The organism is Schaalia sp. lx-100 (assembly GCF_021083625.1).
Taxonomy (GTDB): Bacteria; Actinomycetota; Actinomycetes; order Actinomycetales; family Actinomycetaceae; genus Pauljensenia.
This window is the reverse complement of record NZ_JAJNRP010000002.1, coordinates 199,854-217,669: the sequence shown is the minus strand read 5'-3', so window position 1 is coordinate 217,669 and position 17,816 is coordinate 199,854. Positions and strand designations below refer to the sequence as shown.

12 protein-coding genes are annotated in these 17,816 nt (G+C 48.0%); 4 read left to right on the top strand and 8 right to left on the bottom strand.

Features of this window, described 5'->3' with window-relative positions; all coding sequences use genetic code 11:
• Positions 1-379: 379 nt before the first annotated feature.
• From LRP54_RS02385 to glpA, 3 genes are read right to left on the bottom strand one after another with little or no spacing between them, the layout of a single operon-like run.
• Entirely contained in the window at positions 380-1,636 is a 1,257-nt protein-coding gene (locus LRP54_RS02385) for an anaerobic glycerol-3-phosphate dehydrogenase subunit C (RefSeq protein ID WP_231234823.1), read from the bottom strand.
• Positions 1,633-2,880 carry a glycerol-3-phosphate dehydrogenase subunit GlpB gene (gene glpB, locus LRP54_RS02380; protein WP_231234822.1) on the bottom strand — a complete coding sequence of 416 codons (1,248 nt, stop codon included), beginning with the start codon at positions 2,878-2,880 and terminating at the stop codon, positions 1,633-1,635. Before glpB ends, LRP54_RS02385 begins: the two co-directional genes overlap by 4 nt.
• Positions 2,877-4,463, bottom strand: a complete 1,587-nt coding sequence (glpA, locus tag LRP54_RS02375; RefSeq protein ID WP_231204800.1) for an anaerobic glycerol-3-phosphate dehydrogenase subunit GlpA — start codon at positions 4,461-4,463, stop codon at positions 2,877-2,879. Before glpA ends, glpB begins: the two co-directional genes overlap by 4 nt.
• A gap of 391 nt (positions 4,464-4,854) precedes the next feature.
• Between glpA and LRP54_RS02370 the strand changes: the two genes are divergently transcribed.
• Both LRP54_RS02370 and pepN read left to right on the top strand, forming a co-directional pair.
• Positions 4,855-6,951 (top strand): M13 family metallopeptidase, encoded by a 2,097-nt coding sequence (locus LRP54_RS02370; protein ID WP_231234821.1) that lies wholly within the window; start codon positions 4,855-4,857, stop codon positions 6,949-6,951.
• 122 nt (positions 6,952-7,073) lie between these two features.
• Positions 7,074-9,644: an aminopeptidase N gene (gene pepN / locus LRP54_RS02365; protein ID WP_231234820.1), complete on the top strand. Its 2,571-nt coding sequence runs from the start codon at positions 7,074-7,076 to the stop codon at positions 9,642-9,644.
• Between the two features lie 460 nt (positions 9,645-10,104).
• Here pepN and LRP54_RS02360 read toward each other — a convergent pair whose 3' ends face one another.
• On the bottom strand, positions 10,105-11,544 hold the full coding sequence (locus tag LRP54_RS02360; protein WP_231234819.1) for a peptidase U32 family protein: 1,440 nt from the start codon (positions 11,542-11,544) through the stop codon (positions 10,105-10,107).
• 363 nt (positions 11,545-11,907) lie between these two features.
• Between LRP54_RS02360 and LRP54_RS02355 the strand changes: the two genes are divergently transcribed.
• Positions 11,908-13,113 carry an esterase/lipase family protein gene (locus LRP54_RS02355; protein ID WP_231204789.1) on the top strand — a complete coding sequence of 402 codons (1,206 nt, stop codon included), beginning with the start codon at positions 11,908-11,910 and terminating at the stop codon, positions 13,111-13,113.
• The gene (locus tag LRP54_RS02350) at positions 13,110-13,682 is read left to right on the top strand and encodes a hypothetical protein (RefSeq protein ID WP_231234818.1); all 573 of its coding nucleotides are present in this window, start codon (positions 13,110-13,112) and stop codon (positions 13,680-13,682) included. The genes LRP54_RS02355 and LRP54_RS02350 overlap by 4 nt, the downstream gene beginning before the upstream one ends.
• Positions 13,683-13,807: 125 nt before the next feature.
• Here LRP54_RS02350 and LRP54_RS02345 read toward each other — a convergent pair whose 3' ends face one another.
• From LRP54_RS02345 to thrS, 4 genes are all read right to left on the bottom strand, one after another.
• Complete coding sequence (locus tag LRP54_RS02345) at positions 13,808-14,359, bottom strand: NUDIX hydrolase (protein WP_231234817.1); 552 nt, start codon at positions 14,357-14,359, stop codon at positions 13,808-13,810.
• A 70-nt stretch (positions 14,360-14,429) separates the two neighbouring features.
• Positions 14,430-15,071, bottom strand: coding sequence for a phosphatidylinositol phosphate synthase (gene pgsA / locus LRP54_RS02340; protein ID WP_231234816.1), 642 nt, complete (start codon positions 15,069-15,071; stop codon positions 14,430-14,432).
• A gap of 82 nt (positions 15,072-15,153) precedes the next feature.
• Positions 15,154-15,708: an HIT family protein gene (locus LRP54_RS02335; RefSeq protein ID WP_231234815.1), complete on the bottom strand. Its 555-nt coding sequence runs from the start codon at positions 15,706-15,708 to the stop codon at positions 15,154-15,156.
• Between the two features lie 27 nt (positions 15,709-15,735).
• Positions 15,736-17,724 carry a threonine--tRNA ligase gene (gene thrS / locus LRP54_RS02330; protein WP_231234814.1) on the bottom strand — a complete coding sequence of 663 codons (1,989 nt, stop codon included), beginning with the start codon at positions 17,722-17,724 and terminating at the stop codon, positions 15,736-15,738.
• Between the last annotated feature and the right edge of the window lie 92 nt (positions 17,725-17,816).

The following is a 17,816-nucleotide window of genomic DNA, read 5'->3' as shown; positions in this document are numbered from 1 at the left end:
GGACGAGGAGTGACGTCGTCACACACCCGCGGTACCACCCCGCTTGCTTCATAATCCGATAAGAACAGAAGCCTCTCATTCGCCGCTATATCGGGCGTACCCGTCCGGTTCTACTGAGCGATGTACTGGCCTGTACACGCTGTTCTTCCGAATAGCTCCCCGGTGATATCTTTCTCCGTAAGAAAGCCGGATCAATGCTGCATGTAATGGTAGCAGTGCTCTGCCCTTTCCGTGAGGCAAGGTAGGACACGTGGCGTATGGCAATCTGCACAGAAAAGAGAGCCTTTGTTCAAAAAAGCTCTCTTTTCTTTTCCCTCCCGCATGAGAATACGCTCGCACACGAAGGCGGAAGGGCGCAGCATTTTCCTACCGGTAAGATTCAGCCATTTGGCAAACCATAAGCCTTATGTAACAACCATATCGGGTGCACCACATTTGCTCCCGTTGAGGTACGTAGCTGCCAGCGACATGTTTCTGTATCACATGCCGCAAGCTCAGCATTTACCTGTTTAATGAAATCAAAAACAGGTTGTCCCACTGCCTGAGCAATATCGTATTTTTCTTTCTTCAAACCATATGTTCCCGCAATACCGCAACATGGCTGTCCTGATTCCACAACCTTCACACCCGGAATCAGCTCCATCAGTTCAATGGCTGGCATCCCCATACCTGTTGATTTCAATTGGCAAGGTGCGTGGTACGGGATAGTGACATCGATTCTGTCCATATTCATATCCAACTCACCACGATCATAAAGATCCAGCAAGAATTCACTGATATCCCACGTGCGAACAGACACATCGCGTAAACCTTCTGTGTCCATACCAAGGATTTCTTTCGCCTCATGTTTCAGCATACCGCCGCATGAACCGGAGGCAGTGATAATGGGAGCCTCACGGTTCACTGAACGCAAATCACGAGTTAAACGGGACATGTACTTACGGGCATCGTCATAAAGACCATTCGATTGCAACGCCAAACCGCAACACCCGTGCCGAGGAACCAGAACCTCATACCCCAAATGTTCTAGTACTAAAACTGAATGAATAGATGTTTCTACTTCAAAATACTGACCGGCACACCCATGGAAGAAAATAACTTGTCCTTTCTTTCCTGATGAAGGCAAAGGCTTATGTTTCTTGAACCATCCTTCAAAGGTGCGACCTGCGGCCTTTGGCATCGGGGCGCTCCGATGAATGCCAATCACAGCTTCAACAGCAACACGGAGTGGTTTAACTGTTAATAGCCAGTTTGCAATTGGTGCCACGGGTGTCATTGCTGCACCCATCAATGTCGTTCGTGAAATCAGCTTGTCACGCAGTGGAATACCTACACGCTGTTTCATTGCAGTACGGGCATGATGGTTGATTTCTGCGACTTTCACACCTTGAGGGCATACCAAGGTACACGTGCCGCAGGAGGAACAGTAGTCAATTGAATGATCGACGACCATTCCTTCTTTACGGTACCTTTCCCCTTGAGGTCCAACAAATTTTGGCCCAGGGAATAGATCGGTGACACGCGCAACAGGGCATTGTGTTTCACAAATCGTGCATTTCACACACGCATCTAAACTTGCGCGTAAGTCAATGTGCCCCATTGTGATATCTAATGGATTGGTGTGTTCAATCGTCATGACAGGCTCCCGAGAATCGAATCGGCTGCGCGTAATGCACTGGCAAGGGCAATACCTTCACCTGATTTTTCGCGCCAGCGTGTAGCTCCACAAAGATTGCCGCCTGCAGCATACACATTCGCATATGCTGGTTTTCCTTGTTCATTCAGTACGCGCATACTGTGGTCTACATCGAAACCACACAGGAATAAGGGCTGATCTGGCCCCCAAAAATCACCATGTAAAAGCGGCTCATCTGGAGCCCAGACTGGCAGATCAAGAATTGTGTCTTTGAGCTGCATGTACGAATCAAGTTCTAAGGCTCCCGACTCAAATCCTCCTGCAGCAATAAGGAAAGAACGAGCCTCAATAACACGTTGCCGTCCCGCAGTATTAACTGTGACAGAGGTTAAAGAGTCACCGTGAGATGCGGAGGAAATAACCGCTGTTCCTGTCATCAGACGTGATTTCTTTTTGACCAGCTCTGTCAGTTTTTGGTTCATACGCATACCGGGAACTGATGGTGGCTGTACGGGTATTTCACATATGTCATGTCCCAGCATTTCTTGCATACACTGCCACACATGAGGGTTATTGAGCCCCAGAATCGCAGGAAGCGCTACGATTTCACCTTCACGTAAAAGCGGCTGCAAAGCATCAACAAAACTGCGACGGCCTTCTTCTGTATCAAGGAAGCGTGCGTGGTTTACTCCATTCGTATCAACCTCGCCATGACGAATTTCAACATCAATCCACAAGGCGCGGGCTGTAATTGGGTGCCCATTGTGATCTTTTTGAGCACAGAGGTTATCTGCGATGAGTGTCGCAGGGAAATCTTTCAAGCGACGTAAACCCACAACAGCAATAGGGCGATCAAGCATCGTTCCTGCATGCATTGATGGTGGGTATAAAGCCGTGGGACGTAAAGCACCGACAGCCGTTGGCAGAAACACATTTCGTTCAGGTGTGCCCATCAGCATATCGGAGCCTAAAATATCGGCATACCATTGAGCTGATTTGCAGATCTCTTGTGCTGTGAAGTGCCGGTATGGGTGTTTCGGATGCTTACGAATGTACTCATCAAGTCCAGCAAGTGGTTTTTCTGTTCGTTCGGGCGTGTATCCGAGGATATCTACTGTCCCTTGCCCTAGTTGTAGTCCCCCTATACCTTTGGTGACAAGAGTGACTTTCGCTCCTGCTTCACTCAGTCGTAGGGTGGCAGCAAGTCCTGCTAGTCCAGCTCCGATGACAACGACGTCCCTCATCGCGTGACCTCCTGATCTGCATACGGCAAGTGTTCAACATCAAGGGTTCCTTCATGAATCCAATGGTCTAATGCCGCTTGGCGTACTTGTGCTCCATTAAGAATTGGCCACAGTCCAATCCACCTGTTTTTCAAAAAGAGACGTAAAAGTCCGTTAGCTCGTTCGCAGGAAATATCGCCACGTTCATGGGATATACCTGTTGCGCGTTGTGAACAAAAACCTCCTTGACACGGCCCCATTCCCAATCGCACTTGGCGACGTACGTCGTCTAATTGATCGCCAGGTAACAGATCCATTGTTTTTTCCAACATGGATCGTGTAATGAGTTCACATTCGCAGATCATTTGTTCACTACCTGGGGCATGACCATTTTCTTCAATATCTTTCAAACGATGCCCGATGGTGTAAAGCGTTCCTTCATTTGAGCCTGGAACAACTTCTTCAGCAGTACGGCAGGGCCTTTCTTCGCCCATACGTTCGCACATAATATCGACAATACGTTCTGCCATTAGCCGATACGTTGTCAGCTTACCGCCAGCGATAGAAAGCATCCCCTCAACCCCGTCACGCGCTGCATGGTCAATAACACTCATGCCACGTGCCATGTGTCGTGTATCTGTAGCGGCTACTCGTGAGTCTTTCACTAGCGGTCGAGCACCGGCCCATGCGTGAATTGCACGCGCTTTGCGGAAGCCGGGGATCAGTGCCTCACCCGCATCTAGCATTTGTTGAACTTGATCGGAAAGGATCGGTAAGTCATCCGGATCATCCGCTCTTAAGTCTGTTGTACCGATAATACAGACGGGATGTACCGGAACGAGGATGTCCCCATCAGCAGGCCATATGCAGCGGTTAATGACAGTGTGCGAGAGTCGATGGTTCATCGCGATCATGATTCCGGCACCGGGAACTACCTCCACGCCGTGACAATCAGCCATTTCCGCGATGCGCCCTGCCCATGGGCCTCCACAGTTCAAAACGTAGGCGCAGTCAATACGGATATCTTCACCATGACGCTCATCGTGGCACACAACAGCGCTGACGTGTTCCCCGTCGCGCAGAATCTGTGTTACTCGATGATGTGTCAAGATTTTAGCCCCGTAAGCCATAGCTGAACGAGCGGCTCCCCACACCATTTGCCATCCATCAACTGTGCCGTCAAGAACCTCGAAGGCTCGTTTCAACCCGGGGTCAAGGCGCGGTTCGCGTCGTAGGGCTTCGGCTGGAGTGATTTCTTGTGCGGGAACTTTAGCTGCTGCTGCACGTTCAAGGAACAGGTCGGCGTATTCTTCGCTGTCAATACTGGTTGTCACAAAAAGGCCGCCGGTGTCTTCGACTGCACCACCGTGAATACGTTTGAGGATAAGGTTTTCTTCTGCACATTCTGTTGCAGATTCTGGGTCTGAAGCAATGTAGCGTCCCCCAGAGTGTAAGAGACCATGGTATCGCCCTGATGTTCCTTGTGCGAGGTCACCTTTATCAACCAAAATGGCGCTGAATCCACGCATTGCGACGTCACGGACAACACCGACTCCAGTGGAGCCTCCACCGATAACAACGATGTCAGCTTTCAGCGTTTTCACGTCCGCCTCCCTTGCCGGTTTATTGAATGAGGATGTATAGACCTCGTTTTCTGTGTTCCATATTGCCTTGTTTTTGAGTGAATGCACGCACGTTTACAGCTTGTTGCACATATGTGCAGACCTCTTTTTTACAGCATTGTCTATCTCCCGAAAAACGTCATATAGATGATGCGTATTTCCTTAGTTTTTCTTTAGACAGATCACAAAGGCATATCTGCCGTTCACGCACTTTATGTTCGCTTATTTACTCCCCACATTGCGAGGGATATAAAACTCCCCACTCACAGACCTTTACATACCAGTAAGCATAGAAAAGGAGGGCGAACACACCTTTTCCACAGAATTAAACACCCACACAGCCAGACCCACTCCACACAAGTAAAGTACAACTATGAATCAAAAAAATGCTGCCATTTCTTCTTTCCTTGATCCCGCAACAGCAGACCTGAGCATTCGTCCTCAAGATGACCTCTACCGCTACATCAACGGAACGTGGCTTGCACAGCATACAATTCCCTCTGATCGCCCCAGCGACGGAGCTTTCCACGCCTTACACGACCAATCAGAGGAACGTTGCCGCAGCATATGTGAAGATTCTGTCGCCGGAAAAATCGACGATCCTGATGCCTCACGTATTGCTTTCCTTTGGGAACATTTCATGGATGAAACAACCGTGGAAGCATTAGGCGCTACCCCTCTTATTCCAGAACGTGACGCCATCATACAAGCCCCCGATCATATGACTCTTGCCAAAGTAATGGGCACAATGCAACGCGAGGGTGTCGACGGTCTTATCAGCCTATGGGTTGGTTCAGATCCTCATGATTCTTCACGCACACTACTCAACTTCTCACAATCAGGTTTAGGTCTGCCAGATGAGGCCTACTATCGTGAAGACGCCTACGAACCTATTCGTGAGGCCTACCGCACAATGCTGCAACGTATGCTGATACTGAACGGAAGATACGACAGTGAAAAAGCAGCCGCAGAAAGCGCGGAACGTATCTTTAACTTTGAAAGTGCTATTGCTGCTCATCACCAAGATGCCGTATCTAATCGTGATCCTTTGAGCCACGATAATCCCATGACAATCACCGACCTTGAAGCTCAATTTCAGGGTTTCCCTTGGAGGGCATGGCTACGGGCTGTAGGCGCATATTTTGATCCAAACTATATCGTCAATATTTCGCACCCGGCACATATGAAAAATGTGGCGAAATTATGGGAAGAAACCGATATCAATACTCTAAAAGACTGGCTTTTGGCTGCACTGACAGATACGCGAGCACCTTTCTTAAGCTCACAATTTGTTGAGGCACGATTTGATTTTCATGGGCGAACACTCTCAGGAACACAAGAGCTTCGTCCACGATGGAAACGTGCACTTTCTTTCATTGAAGGTGCTCTTGGTGAATCATTAGGGCGCCTATGGGTTCAACGACATTTTCCACCCGAAGCAAAAGAAAAAATGGAAAAACTCGTCAGTGACTTATTGGAAGCCTACAGTCGTTCTTTTGACACAATCGACTGGCTCAGTGAAAGCACACGCGACCGTGCGAAAGAAAAACTTGCCACTTTTATGCCAAAAATTGGCTATCCAGATAAATGGAAAGATTACAGTGCATTAAATTTTGACACTGCAACAAATCTTGTTGAAGCTGTTCGCCTGTGTGCCATACACTCAACTCGTACAGAGCTGGATAAACTTAACCACCCTGTTGATCGCACCGAATGGTTTATGACTCCGCAAACTGTCAACGCCTATTACAACCCACAACTCAATGAAATTGTTTTCCCCGCAGCGATTTTACAACCACCATTTTTTGACCCTGACGCTGACGAGGCCGTGAATTTCGGAGCAATTGGATCAGTCATTGGACACGAAATTGGACACGGTTTTGATGATTCTGGCTCACGATTTGATGCACATGGACATCTGGAAAACTGGTGGGAAGATGCTGATCGAACACGTTTTGAAGAACGCACACAGATCCTCATTCAACAATATGATGCACTCATCCCAGCTGACCTGCGCGCACTCTATGAAAAGAAAGAAAACACAGAATCTTCTCAGGAAATTGCGACAGAAAATGCCGATCCTTTAACGCTGACACCAGAAGATCCCGCTTTAATTCCTCACGTCAATGGAGCACTCACCATCGGTGAAAATATCGGTGATCTCGGAGGCCTTACTATCGCTTGGTCAGCATATATGCACCATTTACGTACCACGGGAAACGATATGCATACACGCGATAGTGAAGGCATATCAGGAGCACAGCGATTTTTCTTTTCATGGGCACGTATCTGGCGCACGAAAACCCGCCCAGAATTTGCTCAACAATTACTGGCCGTTGACCCTCATGCTCCTGCCGAGTTTCGTTGTAACCAAATTGTGCAGCACTTGGAAGGTTTCATTGAAGCATTTGATGTGAAACCCGGTGATGGCCTGTGGCTTGAGCCCGAATCACGTGTACGCATCTGGTAAGGGTTACCACCAATCCCCCACTACCTCAATGTGGATATAATGCGTGTTTCATGGGAAAATGAACGCATACTCAGTGCCCACATGGGGTACTCCGTCCTATCACACCTGAAGAAAGGTAACCGATGCCGGGCCTGAATCTCACGCATGCAGAGGCCACTGCACGCTCATCTGTCGTATCCGTTTCGCATTACGATGTGGTACTGAACCTGTGCCACGGTGATACTGATTTCCGTTCCACAACAACAATCACATTTGACGCTGTTGCTGGCTCCTCCACATTCGTCGATCTTGTTTCACGTAATATCCACTCAATCACGCTCAACGGACAAGAGCTACATCCAACAATCCATCGCGATCATCGTATTGAGCTATCTGATCTAGCCGAACACAATACTCTCACCGTGGATGCTGATTGCCAGTACATGCATACCGGTGAAGGTTTACACCGTTTCGTTGACCCAGCCGACGGTCAAGCATACTGCTACTCGCAGTTTGAAGTTCCCGACGCTCGTCGCGTATATGCCACATTTGAACAGCCCGACTTGAAGGCAACATTCCGTTTCACTGTGACTGTACCAGCCGGATGGAAAGTATTTTCCAATGCGCCGACACCCGAACCAGAAGCGCATACTGGCGAAGATAATTCACCGCAGTGGACTTACCGTTTCGCTACGACAGAAGTCATGTCAACCTACATCACAGCAATTATTGCTGGCCCCTATGTTGGTGAAACTTCATCACTGACCAGCTCCGACGGACGCGAAATTCCATTAGGTGTGTATTGCCGTAGTTCTTTACGTGACCATTTAGATGTTGATCGTATTCTTGAAGTAACACGCCAAGGCTTCACGTTCTTTGAAGCTCACTACGCAATCCCTTACCCATTCACAAAGTACGATCAGATCTTTGTTCCCGAATACAATGCGGGTGCTATGGAAAATGCAGGGTGCGTCACCTTCCGCGATCAGTACATTTTCCGTACACGACCCACCGAAAGTGACCTTGAGAATCGCGCAAATACGATTCTTCACGAACTGGCTCACATGTGGTTCGGTGACCTCGTCACAATGAAGTGGTGGAATGATCTGTGGCTCAATGAATCATTTGCAGAATTTATGAGCCATCTTGCTTTAGCTGAAGCCACCCAGTATGTAGACGGCTGGACTGGATTTATGCTGCGTAAGGACTGGGGCCTGCGTCAAGATCAGATGCCCACAACTCACCCAATTAAAGCTGAAATTCGTGATCTTGCTGATGTGGAAGTCAACTTTGACGGTATCACTTACGCAAAAGGAGCGGCGGTATTACGTCAGCTTGTGTCCTATGTAGGGCGTGATGCTTTCTTTGCGGGATTACAACGTTATTTGGCTGCTCATTCATATGCCAATGCCACGCTTGCCGACCTGCTCACCGAACTCGAAAAAGCATCCGGTCGTGATTTATCTGCCTGGTCACGAGTCTGGCTTGAAGAAGCTGGTGTCACCGTTTTACGTCCTCTTGTGGAAGTCGACGATAACGGCGTGTTGACACGTGTCGTAATTGAGCAAGAATCTTTCACACCCGGTTCTTCTTTACGTCCTCATCGTCTTGCAATTGCAGGTTATTCCCGCGCCCAAGACGGTAAGCTACGTCGCGTCATGCACGAAGAACTCGATGTAGATGGCGCTATCACAGAGGTCACTTCATTGAGCGGGCAGGCCCGTCCTGAGTTTTTGCTTGTCAATGATGGCGATTTGGCGTATGCAAAGATTCGTTTAGATGAAGAATCCTTAGCTTTTGCTACAACGAATATTCGTCTCTTTGATGACTCGCTCACACGTGGTGTAGTCATGGCGTGCGCATGGGATATGACGCGAGACGGTCAGATGCCAGCCTCCACTTATCTTGATCTTGCATTGAATGCAGCTTCTGTTGAAACAAATGCGCAGATGCTTACTCTGCTGCTCCGTCATATTGATGAGGCTGTTCATACTTTCGTTGCTCCACACAAACGTGCTTCTGTTCAAGAAAACGTAGGACGCGGCCTACTTTTGTTGGCTCGTACCGCACCAAGTGGTTCAGATGAGCAACGCCTATTTGTCCGCGCAGCAGCGCGTAATGCAACTACCACAGATCAGATAGAAGCGTTAAAAGCACTTTTTGAGGGTACTCAAACACTGCAAGGCCTTGATCTTGATGTGGATATTCGCTGGACTCTACTCTTTAACTTAGTACGTACCGGCGCAGCCACCGAAGCCGACATCAATACGTGCGAAGCAGAAGACTCCACCATGACGGGTCTACAAAATGCTGCAGCCGCACGTGCAGCACGAGCACTCCCTGAAGTGAAGTCCGCTGCTTGGGAATCTATTCTGCGGGACCATAAAATCGCGAATGATACCCGTTGGGCTATGGTGTCAGGTTTCTGGGCTCAAGTACGCACTACCCCTGAACTGTATCTGCCTTTTGTTGAGGACTATTTTGCTTCACTTGAAAGCATATGGTCCTCCCACACATTCCATACTGCTGAAGACATTGTGACCCTCATGTTCCCCTCGGAACTTGCAGGATATGTCGATTCAATAGATATCATCCGTCTAGGTGAACAGTGGCTTGCAGATCATAGTGAGGCTTCCGGCGCGTTGGTACGTATCATTCGTGAACGTATTGCCGTTGCGCAGCGTCAAATTACGGCTCAAAAGGCTGACCAATAAATTTCTGCACAGCAACTTTCTCGCATGAACCATGCGTAAATATGGTTGTCATGTGTTGAAAGCAAATGAACGCAGGTGGCGTGTACACTCCTTATACACGCCACCTGCGTTTTATATGTTTATGGGCTTATAGTTCTTTCATCAGATTGAGACAATAGGTTTACCCTCCAAAACAGTAAAAAGCAGACCCGCGACTCCCAGCAAGAAAAAGGGCTCGCACCATGCCATAAAAAATATTCATCACCGCGGGGTCACATAGCCGTGAGGTCACATAGCTGCGTCCTCAGCAATATCATTTTCATTGAAAATACTCAGCATTCCCTCCCCCCCCCCTTTCATAAAGGCTCTCATCAGGAACTATATTGTGTTCTATCAGAGCAAAACACTGGATATGAGCATCAGGAAAAGTGAGTACCGTTATTTTCCTTTATGTCACCTCAGGGGAAAATACAATCACACATCACAATTTTGGCCGCACTACTTTCGCGCGGATCATCGCTCCCGTGGGGATTCGAGTAGGGCAAGGAATCGCATAGTAGCGTGCTGGATTATTAATTTCAGGTACTGCTTCCCCGTTGGCATCAACCAAGCCACTACTCGGGACGACAAGTTGTGTCGGAGAGGAAAAAGGCGCAAGAAACTCAATAGTCATTCCCGGCGTGATTTTGTTTTTTGCGAGGAGCTGAACTCGCCCATGCGTATTATCATAACCGGTGACGGTCCCTAGCCATCTCCAGTCATTAATGTAGCCCCCACGGATAATCGCTTCACTTGCCGGCGCATCTGGAAAGTAGAAACCTGTGGAATATTCGCGGTGCGTCACCTTATAAGGTTCATCTTTCAGCCACTGGGGAAGAATGACTTGCTGGCGTGTATTGCTTGAGTTTTCGACATCATCAGCATGTTTTAAGGATGAACCAGAAGCTGCATGTGCACTCGTTGCTTCTGCTGAGTTGATGCTGTCTCCTGTGAGCGAAGAAGCTTCCTGCTTGAGCAGAGTGAAAGGCTGAAGAATCTTCCCAGATTCGTCCTCATATCCGCGTTGACGCATGTATTCCGTAACCGCACATTTATAGGCATTCGCCATGGCAGCAACATAATAGGCACTTTTGGCGCGCCCCTCAATTTTCAAGCTAGTAACACCGGCATCTAGGATCTGGTCAACATGTTCAATGAGATTCATATCTTCAGAGTTAAAGATAAATGTGCCATCACCAGTGACTTCGACGGGGAAGAACTGGCCGGGACGTTTTTCTTCGACGACATGGTACTTCCAGCGACATGATTGCGCGCAATCACCGTGGTTTGCGTCGCGCCCTGTCGTATGTTGAGAGATGAGACAGCGCCCAGAAAACGCCATACACATGGAACCATGGACGAAACATTCAATGTCAATGTCACTAGGAACTTTCGCGCGGATGCGTCGGATGTCATCGAGGCTCAGTTCACGTGCAAGAACGATTCGTGAAGCGCCAAGTCCTACAAGTGCATTCGCGGCTTGATAGTTTGTCACGCCTGCTTGGGTGGAGATGTGGATTTCACAGTTGGGAGCATATTGTCGGGCTGCCATAAGCACTCCAATGTCAGAGACAATAAGTGCATCAACACCAATTTCTCCCAGTTCGGCCATGTAGCGGTTCATATCGTCAATTTCGGCGGATGCGGGAAGGATATTGCAGGTGACGAAAAGTTTAGCCCCGCGTGTATGCGCGTAATCTAGGCCTTCTGCGAAATTTTCAAGGCTCAGGTTTTTTGGGGCGGTACGCATCCCAAAGCTTTTCCCACCGGCGTAGACAGCATCTGCGCCGAAGTCGATAGCAGTTTTAAGAGTGTCGAGACTACCAGCGGGGGCGAGGACTTCGGGCCTGTGGCGTCGAATATGTGGGTAGTTGCTGGTCACAGTTTGTCCTTCCGTTGGGATAGTGGCGCTCGACAATAGTGGCTTCGGTTTACGGTACGTGTAACTAATGGAGGAAAAACCTAGAAGATCACCAGTGTAGGCACATTTTTCTCGGTTTCACAGTAAAAAACAGTCACATCGTCAACGCTTTCACAACCGTATCGCACGGTAAACTCCCATGCCATTATCTGTTTGTTCTGTTCAGACACTTATGAAACACACCCATGATACACGCGCTAGTCTCCAAGAATCGTAACTCACATAAACTTCATCATGTGCATAAATAGGATTCTCTTGCACTATGTAATACACTCGTCACAGTCTTTCATCCTCCAGGTATTTACACGAAAGAAAAGCTTGAAAATGCAGCATTTTTCAACTCGCGTTGGCATATTCATCACCACCGTGTCCTTGGCTTGTTTATCTTTCCTTCCCTACGTAAGCCAAGCAGTCGCCGCAGAGAATCCTTTTAACCCACATGCGTGTGATGATACTGTTCAGCTCGCCCCGATAATTTCGACGTCTACTGGAGCCAAGAGACAAGCCGCCGAACCTGATATTCACCCACAAGATACCCCTGTCATTTTCATTCACGGCTGGATTTCACGTTCGACACATACGCCTGAGCGAACTGGCACTTTTTCTCAACTGATTGACCGGCAAGCAAATGAGCATGCCGGAATTATGCTTGCTGCATCTTCTATTCATGATTCAATGATTGATCGTGCTCAAAAAGTCAATAAAACAGCCGTGTACACTTTTGACTACTCTCATGTACATTCTCGTTGGGTAACACATAAAGAAATCGGACCAAAACTTGCCCGCGGCATTGAATGTTTAGCTCGTCAATACAATAAGCCTGTCACAGTGGTTGGACATTCCATGGGAGGTCTTGCTGTTCGTGAAGCAGCAACACACCTTGACTCAAGTCGCCCCGTTGAAAAATGGATGTCAAATGTTGTCATGATTGGAACCCCCAATACTGGATCAGATCTTGCGCAAAGTATTAACCGCTTCTTTGATTCAGCTCCGCTTCGCTCCCCTCTTGCTTTACCAATCCGCTTATGGTGGGATCATTTGAAAAAATGCGCTGAACGTAAAGACCAGACAAATGAAGGTTGTTACGGCATTGATGCCCTTGATGCTTTCCGTGGTGAAGCAGGTCAAGCTTTGCGTACTCATTCGAAGGCTTTAGACACTCTCCCCATGCTCCCACAGGCAGTTCATGTACACGCGATGGTCGGGAACATAGAATTTGGTGGTTTTTCCCTTTTTGGACGCACCAGTAAACCATTAATTTCCGCAGGGGATGTCATTGTGTCAACTAAATCAGCCTCTGCAGGAGCAGATACTGTGAATATGCAAACCTGCCGCTATGGTTTTATTGCAGGATGGGCAGTGAAAGAATCATGGAACCGCTTGCGTTTGTTGACAAAAGGAAAATCGGTTGACCGTCCAGCAACAATGTTTTCTTCACCTTGCTTCCACAGCTACCTGCTGAAAGAAAAGAATATTAACGATGACCTAACCAATATTTTGACTCGTATTACCACTCAAGGGAATAAATGAGTCAAAACAAACGAATCTTCGAATCGCAGCACACACATATTCCTCTTTTAGTGGTATCCCTACTTTTTACTTGTGTGCTCGCAGTATTCTTCGGCCTCATATGGTTTCTTTTTCCTGGACGTCACCTAGTTGATGCAGAACCTACTACTATCACGAGTCCACAATCAGCCTTATCTTCTGATGATTTTTCACAGTCCTCTGTCATTATTGGCGAAAAACCCACAGAAACAGATAGTGCCGCCAGTGGGGACTCGCCTGCACATTCAGCAGAAGAAATCACTGAAGTCATCACTGCCATTGAAAATTCACCTGAAAAACCTGAAACCCTTATTGACTCACACACTGCTGATTTTTATGGCACGGATCTGACGACACTATTTCCTCAAGGAACCACAATAAAAGTGATTCCTGATTCATGGACTGATATTGATGAGGTGACCGCTATGGTAGGAACTGTTGTCACCTATCCGAACAAAGAACCAGAATATTACAGCGCCATTCTTTCGCGTATAGATGAGGCCTGGAAGCTACTGGGCACTATTCCTTTGGAAACGCCACCTCAGGAATAAAAACCTTCCACACCCCACGTGTGCAATTGGATATATTCGGGGTCGCTCCCCCTTTTAGTTTCCGATTTTACTCAAAATACGCGTAACTTCCCTATCGTCAATGCTCTTATTACTTAGGGTCTTACTCAGTCTGAGTATTCATTACGATGAAGGCACTCACCATCCCAGCCTTCTTTCCATTTCCTCAGCAAATCCGCCAGACCAGAAGGAGTCACCATGACACTTTCAGCAAGAGCATCAACCTCGTCAATATTCCACCAACGATGACCGTCAAGCACATTCTGTTCAAGTTCAGTCCATCCGCGTGAACTTACCTTCGTATCCTTAGTGTGGGCAAGGAAAAACCACTCATCTTGTCGAGCAGTCACTGAAAGAAATTCAAACTGACCCTGACGGTATAACACAGGCCCAATAAGATCTTCAATTTCTATCCGAATACCTGTTTCTTCGTAAAGCTCACGAACCGCTGCTTGCTGCGGGGTTTCACCTGTTTCAACACCACCTCCGACAGTAAACCACCAGTGATGTGATGGGTCTATCGCGTCATGCCCGTGCACTAACAAAACATGACCATCTGAATTAAATAAAATCACACGTGCCGCACTGCGATGCGGATAACCATCAGCATCGACAGGCCATTGTGGTCCCAATGAGTTTTCTATTTCTTCTTGTGCCATCAAGTATTCCCTCATCATTTACTGATATCAGCAAAAAATCATAGTAGCCTGCCTGGGCAGGATACTGTGCTCAAATTTTCACCTGACTGATCTCAGATTTCTTCAACATTGAAGCGGTGAAAACTACACGCTGCCCCACCGTAACGAGCGAAGCGACAGCTACCCACATTAAGCCAATGCTTATCCACCATTGTCCCCATCCCCAGTCAGTAAAAGCAGCGCACACCAAAGCAACAATTAAACGATCCGTACGTTCCGCTATACCAACTTTCGCTACAACTCCTAGTACTTCAGCACGAGCACGCGCATACGGGACTGTTCCCACTGCTATTAAAGAGGCAATACCGGCAATAATTGCGCATGTACGCGCATAACTATCAGGCATATGGAAAACAACCCAAGCCAGCAAAGAACCAAATACTGCTCCATCCCCTAAACGATCCATCGTCGAATCAAAAAAAGCACCAAAAGCTGATGTTTTCCCAGTCAGGCGTGCCAAAATACCATCAATTGAATCGCAAAAAAGAATAATTCCCAGTGCGATTCCTCCCTGCCATAAATACCCTTGAGCAAGCAGAATCACCGACAATACACATGTCATCACTGTTCCCGTGAAAGTCACCATATTTGGTGAAACACCTAAACTCGCCAGTAAACGGGCCGGTGGAGTAAAAATAGTGCGAGCAACAGAACGACCGTGATTACCGAGCATACTCAGCCCTTTCTTTTATCTGTTTCTTACTTGTGTTTCCTCATATGCTCACACAAAAGGCGGCCCCAAAAAGGAAGAAAAGTCAGTGCGCAGAAAACTCCTGCGCCCAAGCGTAAGAAAGACGGGAACGAGCATCTTCTAATAGTTCAGGCACAGCCTTTGTTCGCGCAATGATCGGTAAGAAATTTGCGTCCCCTAACCACCGAGGAACAATATGCTGATGCAGGTGAGCCGCGATACCTGCTCCGGCGACATCCCCCTGATTCATTCCAAGATTAAATCCGTGTGGGCCTGCCACACGACGAATTACTCGCATTGCAGTCGCCGTCATAAGTGATAATTCATTACGTTCATCATCACTCAGTTCTGTGTAATCAGAAACATGACGATATGGACACACCAACAGGTGCCCCGAATTGTACGGGAATAAGTTCATTAAAACAAAGCATGATGAACCTCTGTAAACAATTAGTCCTTCAGAATCATCACGCTGCGGGGCTGCGCAAAAAGGACACTCATCCGAAGAAGCATCCGCAGGTTTTTCCTCCCCTGAAATATAGGCCATGCGGTGCGGTGTCCACAGACGAGAAAAACCATCAGGCACACCCGCTAATGTCCGTGAATCTTCGCACCGCATATCCTGCATTATTCTTCAGTCTCTTTCCTATGCCTCGTCGAATTTATCCGAATTACAACGCGACTCCACATGAGTAACAATGCGTGCGACGGCCTCATCTACAGCAACACCGTTTAATTGTGAACCGTCACGGAAACGGAACGAAACCGCGCCAGCCTCCACATCTTCACCACCTGCAATAAGGGTGAAAGGTACTTTTTCTTTCGAGGCATTACGTATTTTCTTTCCGAAACGGTCATCTGACAGGTCAACCTCTGCCCGTATACCGTGACGACGTAGTTGCTCAGCAACACCCGTGCAGTACTCGTTAAATGCTTCAGCCACAGGAACCAGTCGTACTTGCTCAGGTGAAAGCCATGCTGGGAATGCACCCGCATAGTGCTCAGTGAGCACGCCAATGAAACGCTCAATTGAACCAAATTTTGCCGAGTGAATCATCACAGGTTCTTGATGTGTGCCATCAGGAGCAGTAAATTCCAACCCGAAACGGTGTGGCTGGTTGAAGTCGTACTGGATGGTGGACATCTGCCATGTACGACCGATAGCATCCTTGGCTTGTATTGAAATCTTCGGCCCATAGAAAGCAGCCCCACCTGGATCAGGAACACAGGTTAAACCGGTTTCTTCAGCACAACGTTCAAGAATCGCAGTGGCTTCTGCCCACTGTTCATCTGTGCCGATGAATTTGTCTTTCTTTTTACCATCCGTGTCGCGGGTGGACAGCTCAAGATAAAAGTCAGTCAAACCAAAATCGCGCAGCAGCTTCAAAATAAAGTTCAGCAGGTGCTTAATTTCATCTGCTGCTTGTTCGGGCATCACATAACTATGAGAATCATCCTGCGTAATCGAACGTACACGGGTGAGTCCTTGCAGCACACCGGACTTTTCGTTTCGATAAACAGTACCAAATTCAAAAAGACGCAAAGGTAACTCACGGTATGAGCGCCCACGCGAACGGAAAATCAGGTTATGCATTGGGCAGTTCATAGCTTTGAGGTAGTACAACTGCCCGTCATCGTCCATTGGTGGGAACATCCCATCCGCGTAATACGGTAAGTGACCGGATGTGTGGAATAAGTCTTCTTTAGAAATATGCGGTGTTCCAACATATTGGAATCCGTGAGCGATATGGGCTGCACGCACGTAGTCTTCCATGACACGTTTAAGCACACCACCCTTGGGGTGGAATACGGGCAGGCCTGCTCCTAGTTCCTCTGGAAAAGAAAAGAGGTCAAGTTCTGTACCAAGGCGCCGGTGGTCGCGGCGTTCTGCTTCTTTTATTCGTTCTTGGTAGGCAACAAGATCATCTTTTGATGCCCAAGCGGTCCCGTAAATACGCTGCAAAGGATCATTTGCTTGATCGCCTTTCCAGTAGGCTGAGGAAGATTTTGTCAAGGCAAAACCATTACCGATGAGTCGCGTACTGGGTAAATGTGGACCACGGCAGAGGTCAGTCCATGCAACAGTTCCATCGCGGCGCACGTTATCATACATGGTGAGTTCGCCTGCGCCTACCTCAACAGAAGCTTCTTCAGCACCGTGACCTTTTGTGGTGACGAGTTCCAACTTGTAGGGCTGCTGCGCTAATTCGACGCGCGCTTCTTCATCACTGATTGCACGACGACGGAATGTTTGTCCTTCTTTGACGATTCGTTTCATGCGTTTTTCAATATCGCGCATGAGTTCAGGCGTTACCGAATCAATATTACCGAAATCGTAGTAGAAGCCATCTGTAATGAAAGGTCCGATACCAAGGTTCACATCCGGATAAATTTCCTGTACTGCCTGTGCCATAACGTGCGTGCAGGAGTGACGCAGAATCTGTAAGCCTGCTTCCGAGGTCAGCGTAATTGGTTCGACTGTGGCTTCTGAGGGAATTTCACGGCTCAGGTCCCACGGTTCACCGTTGATAAACATGGCAACAACATCGCGTTGTCCGTCAAAAAGTGTTGTCCCAGTGGTTCCCGCCTCGATGCTATGTAACTGGCCGTTAATGTGAACGTCGATGGTGGTCACAGGATCTCCTGACTCAAGGTTTCATTGTGTCGTCGTCAATGGTACCGCGCATTGCTAGGAAAGAACGAAGCGAATTGAGCGAAAAAGCAATG

Bases quoted from the DNA above. Each gene is read 5' to 3' on its own strand.
- LRP54_RS02385 (WP_231234823.1), bottom strand. From the start codon at position 1,636: ATGACGATTGAACACACCAATCCATTAGATATCACAATGGGGCACATT.
- glpB (WP_231234822.1), bottom strand. From the start codon at position 2,880: ATGAGGGACGTCGTTGTCATCGGAGCTGGACTAGCAGGACTTGCTGCC.
- LRP54_RS02370 (WP_231234821.1), top strand. From the start codon at position 4,855: ATGAATCAAAAAAATGCTGCCATTTCTTCTTTCCTTGATCCCGCAACA.
- pepN (WP_231234820.1), top strand. From the start codon at position 7,074: ATGCCGGGCCTGAATCTCACGCATGCAGAGGCCACTGCACGCTCATCT.
- LRP54_RS02355 (WP_231204789.1), top strand. From the start codon at position 11,908: ATGCAGCATTTTTCAACTCGCGTTGGCATATTCATCACCACCGTGTCC.
- LRP54_RS02350 (WP_231234818.1), top strand. From the start codon at position 13,110: ATGAGTCAAAACAAACGAATCTTCGAATCGCAGCACACACATATTCCT.
- LRP54_RS02345 (WP_231234817.1), bottom strand. From the start codon at position 14,359: ATGGCACAAGAAGAAATAGAAAACTCATTGGGACCACAATGGCCTGTC.
- pgsA (WP_231234816.1), bottom strand. From the start codon at position 15,071: ATGCTCGGTAATCACGGTCGTTCTGTTGCTCGCACTATTTTTACTCCA.
- LRP54_RS02335 (WP_231234815.1), bottom strand. From the start codon at position 15,708: ATGCGGTGCGAAGATTCACGGACATTAGCGGGTGTGCCTGATGGTTTT.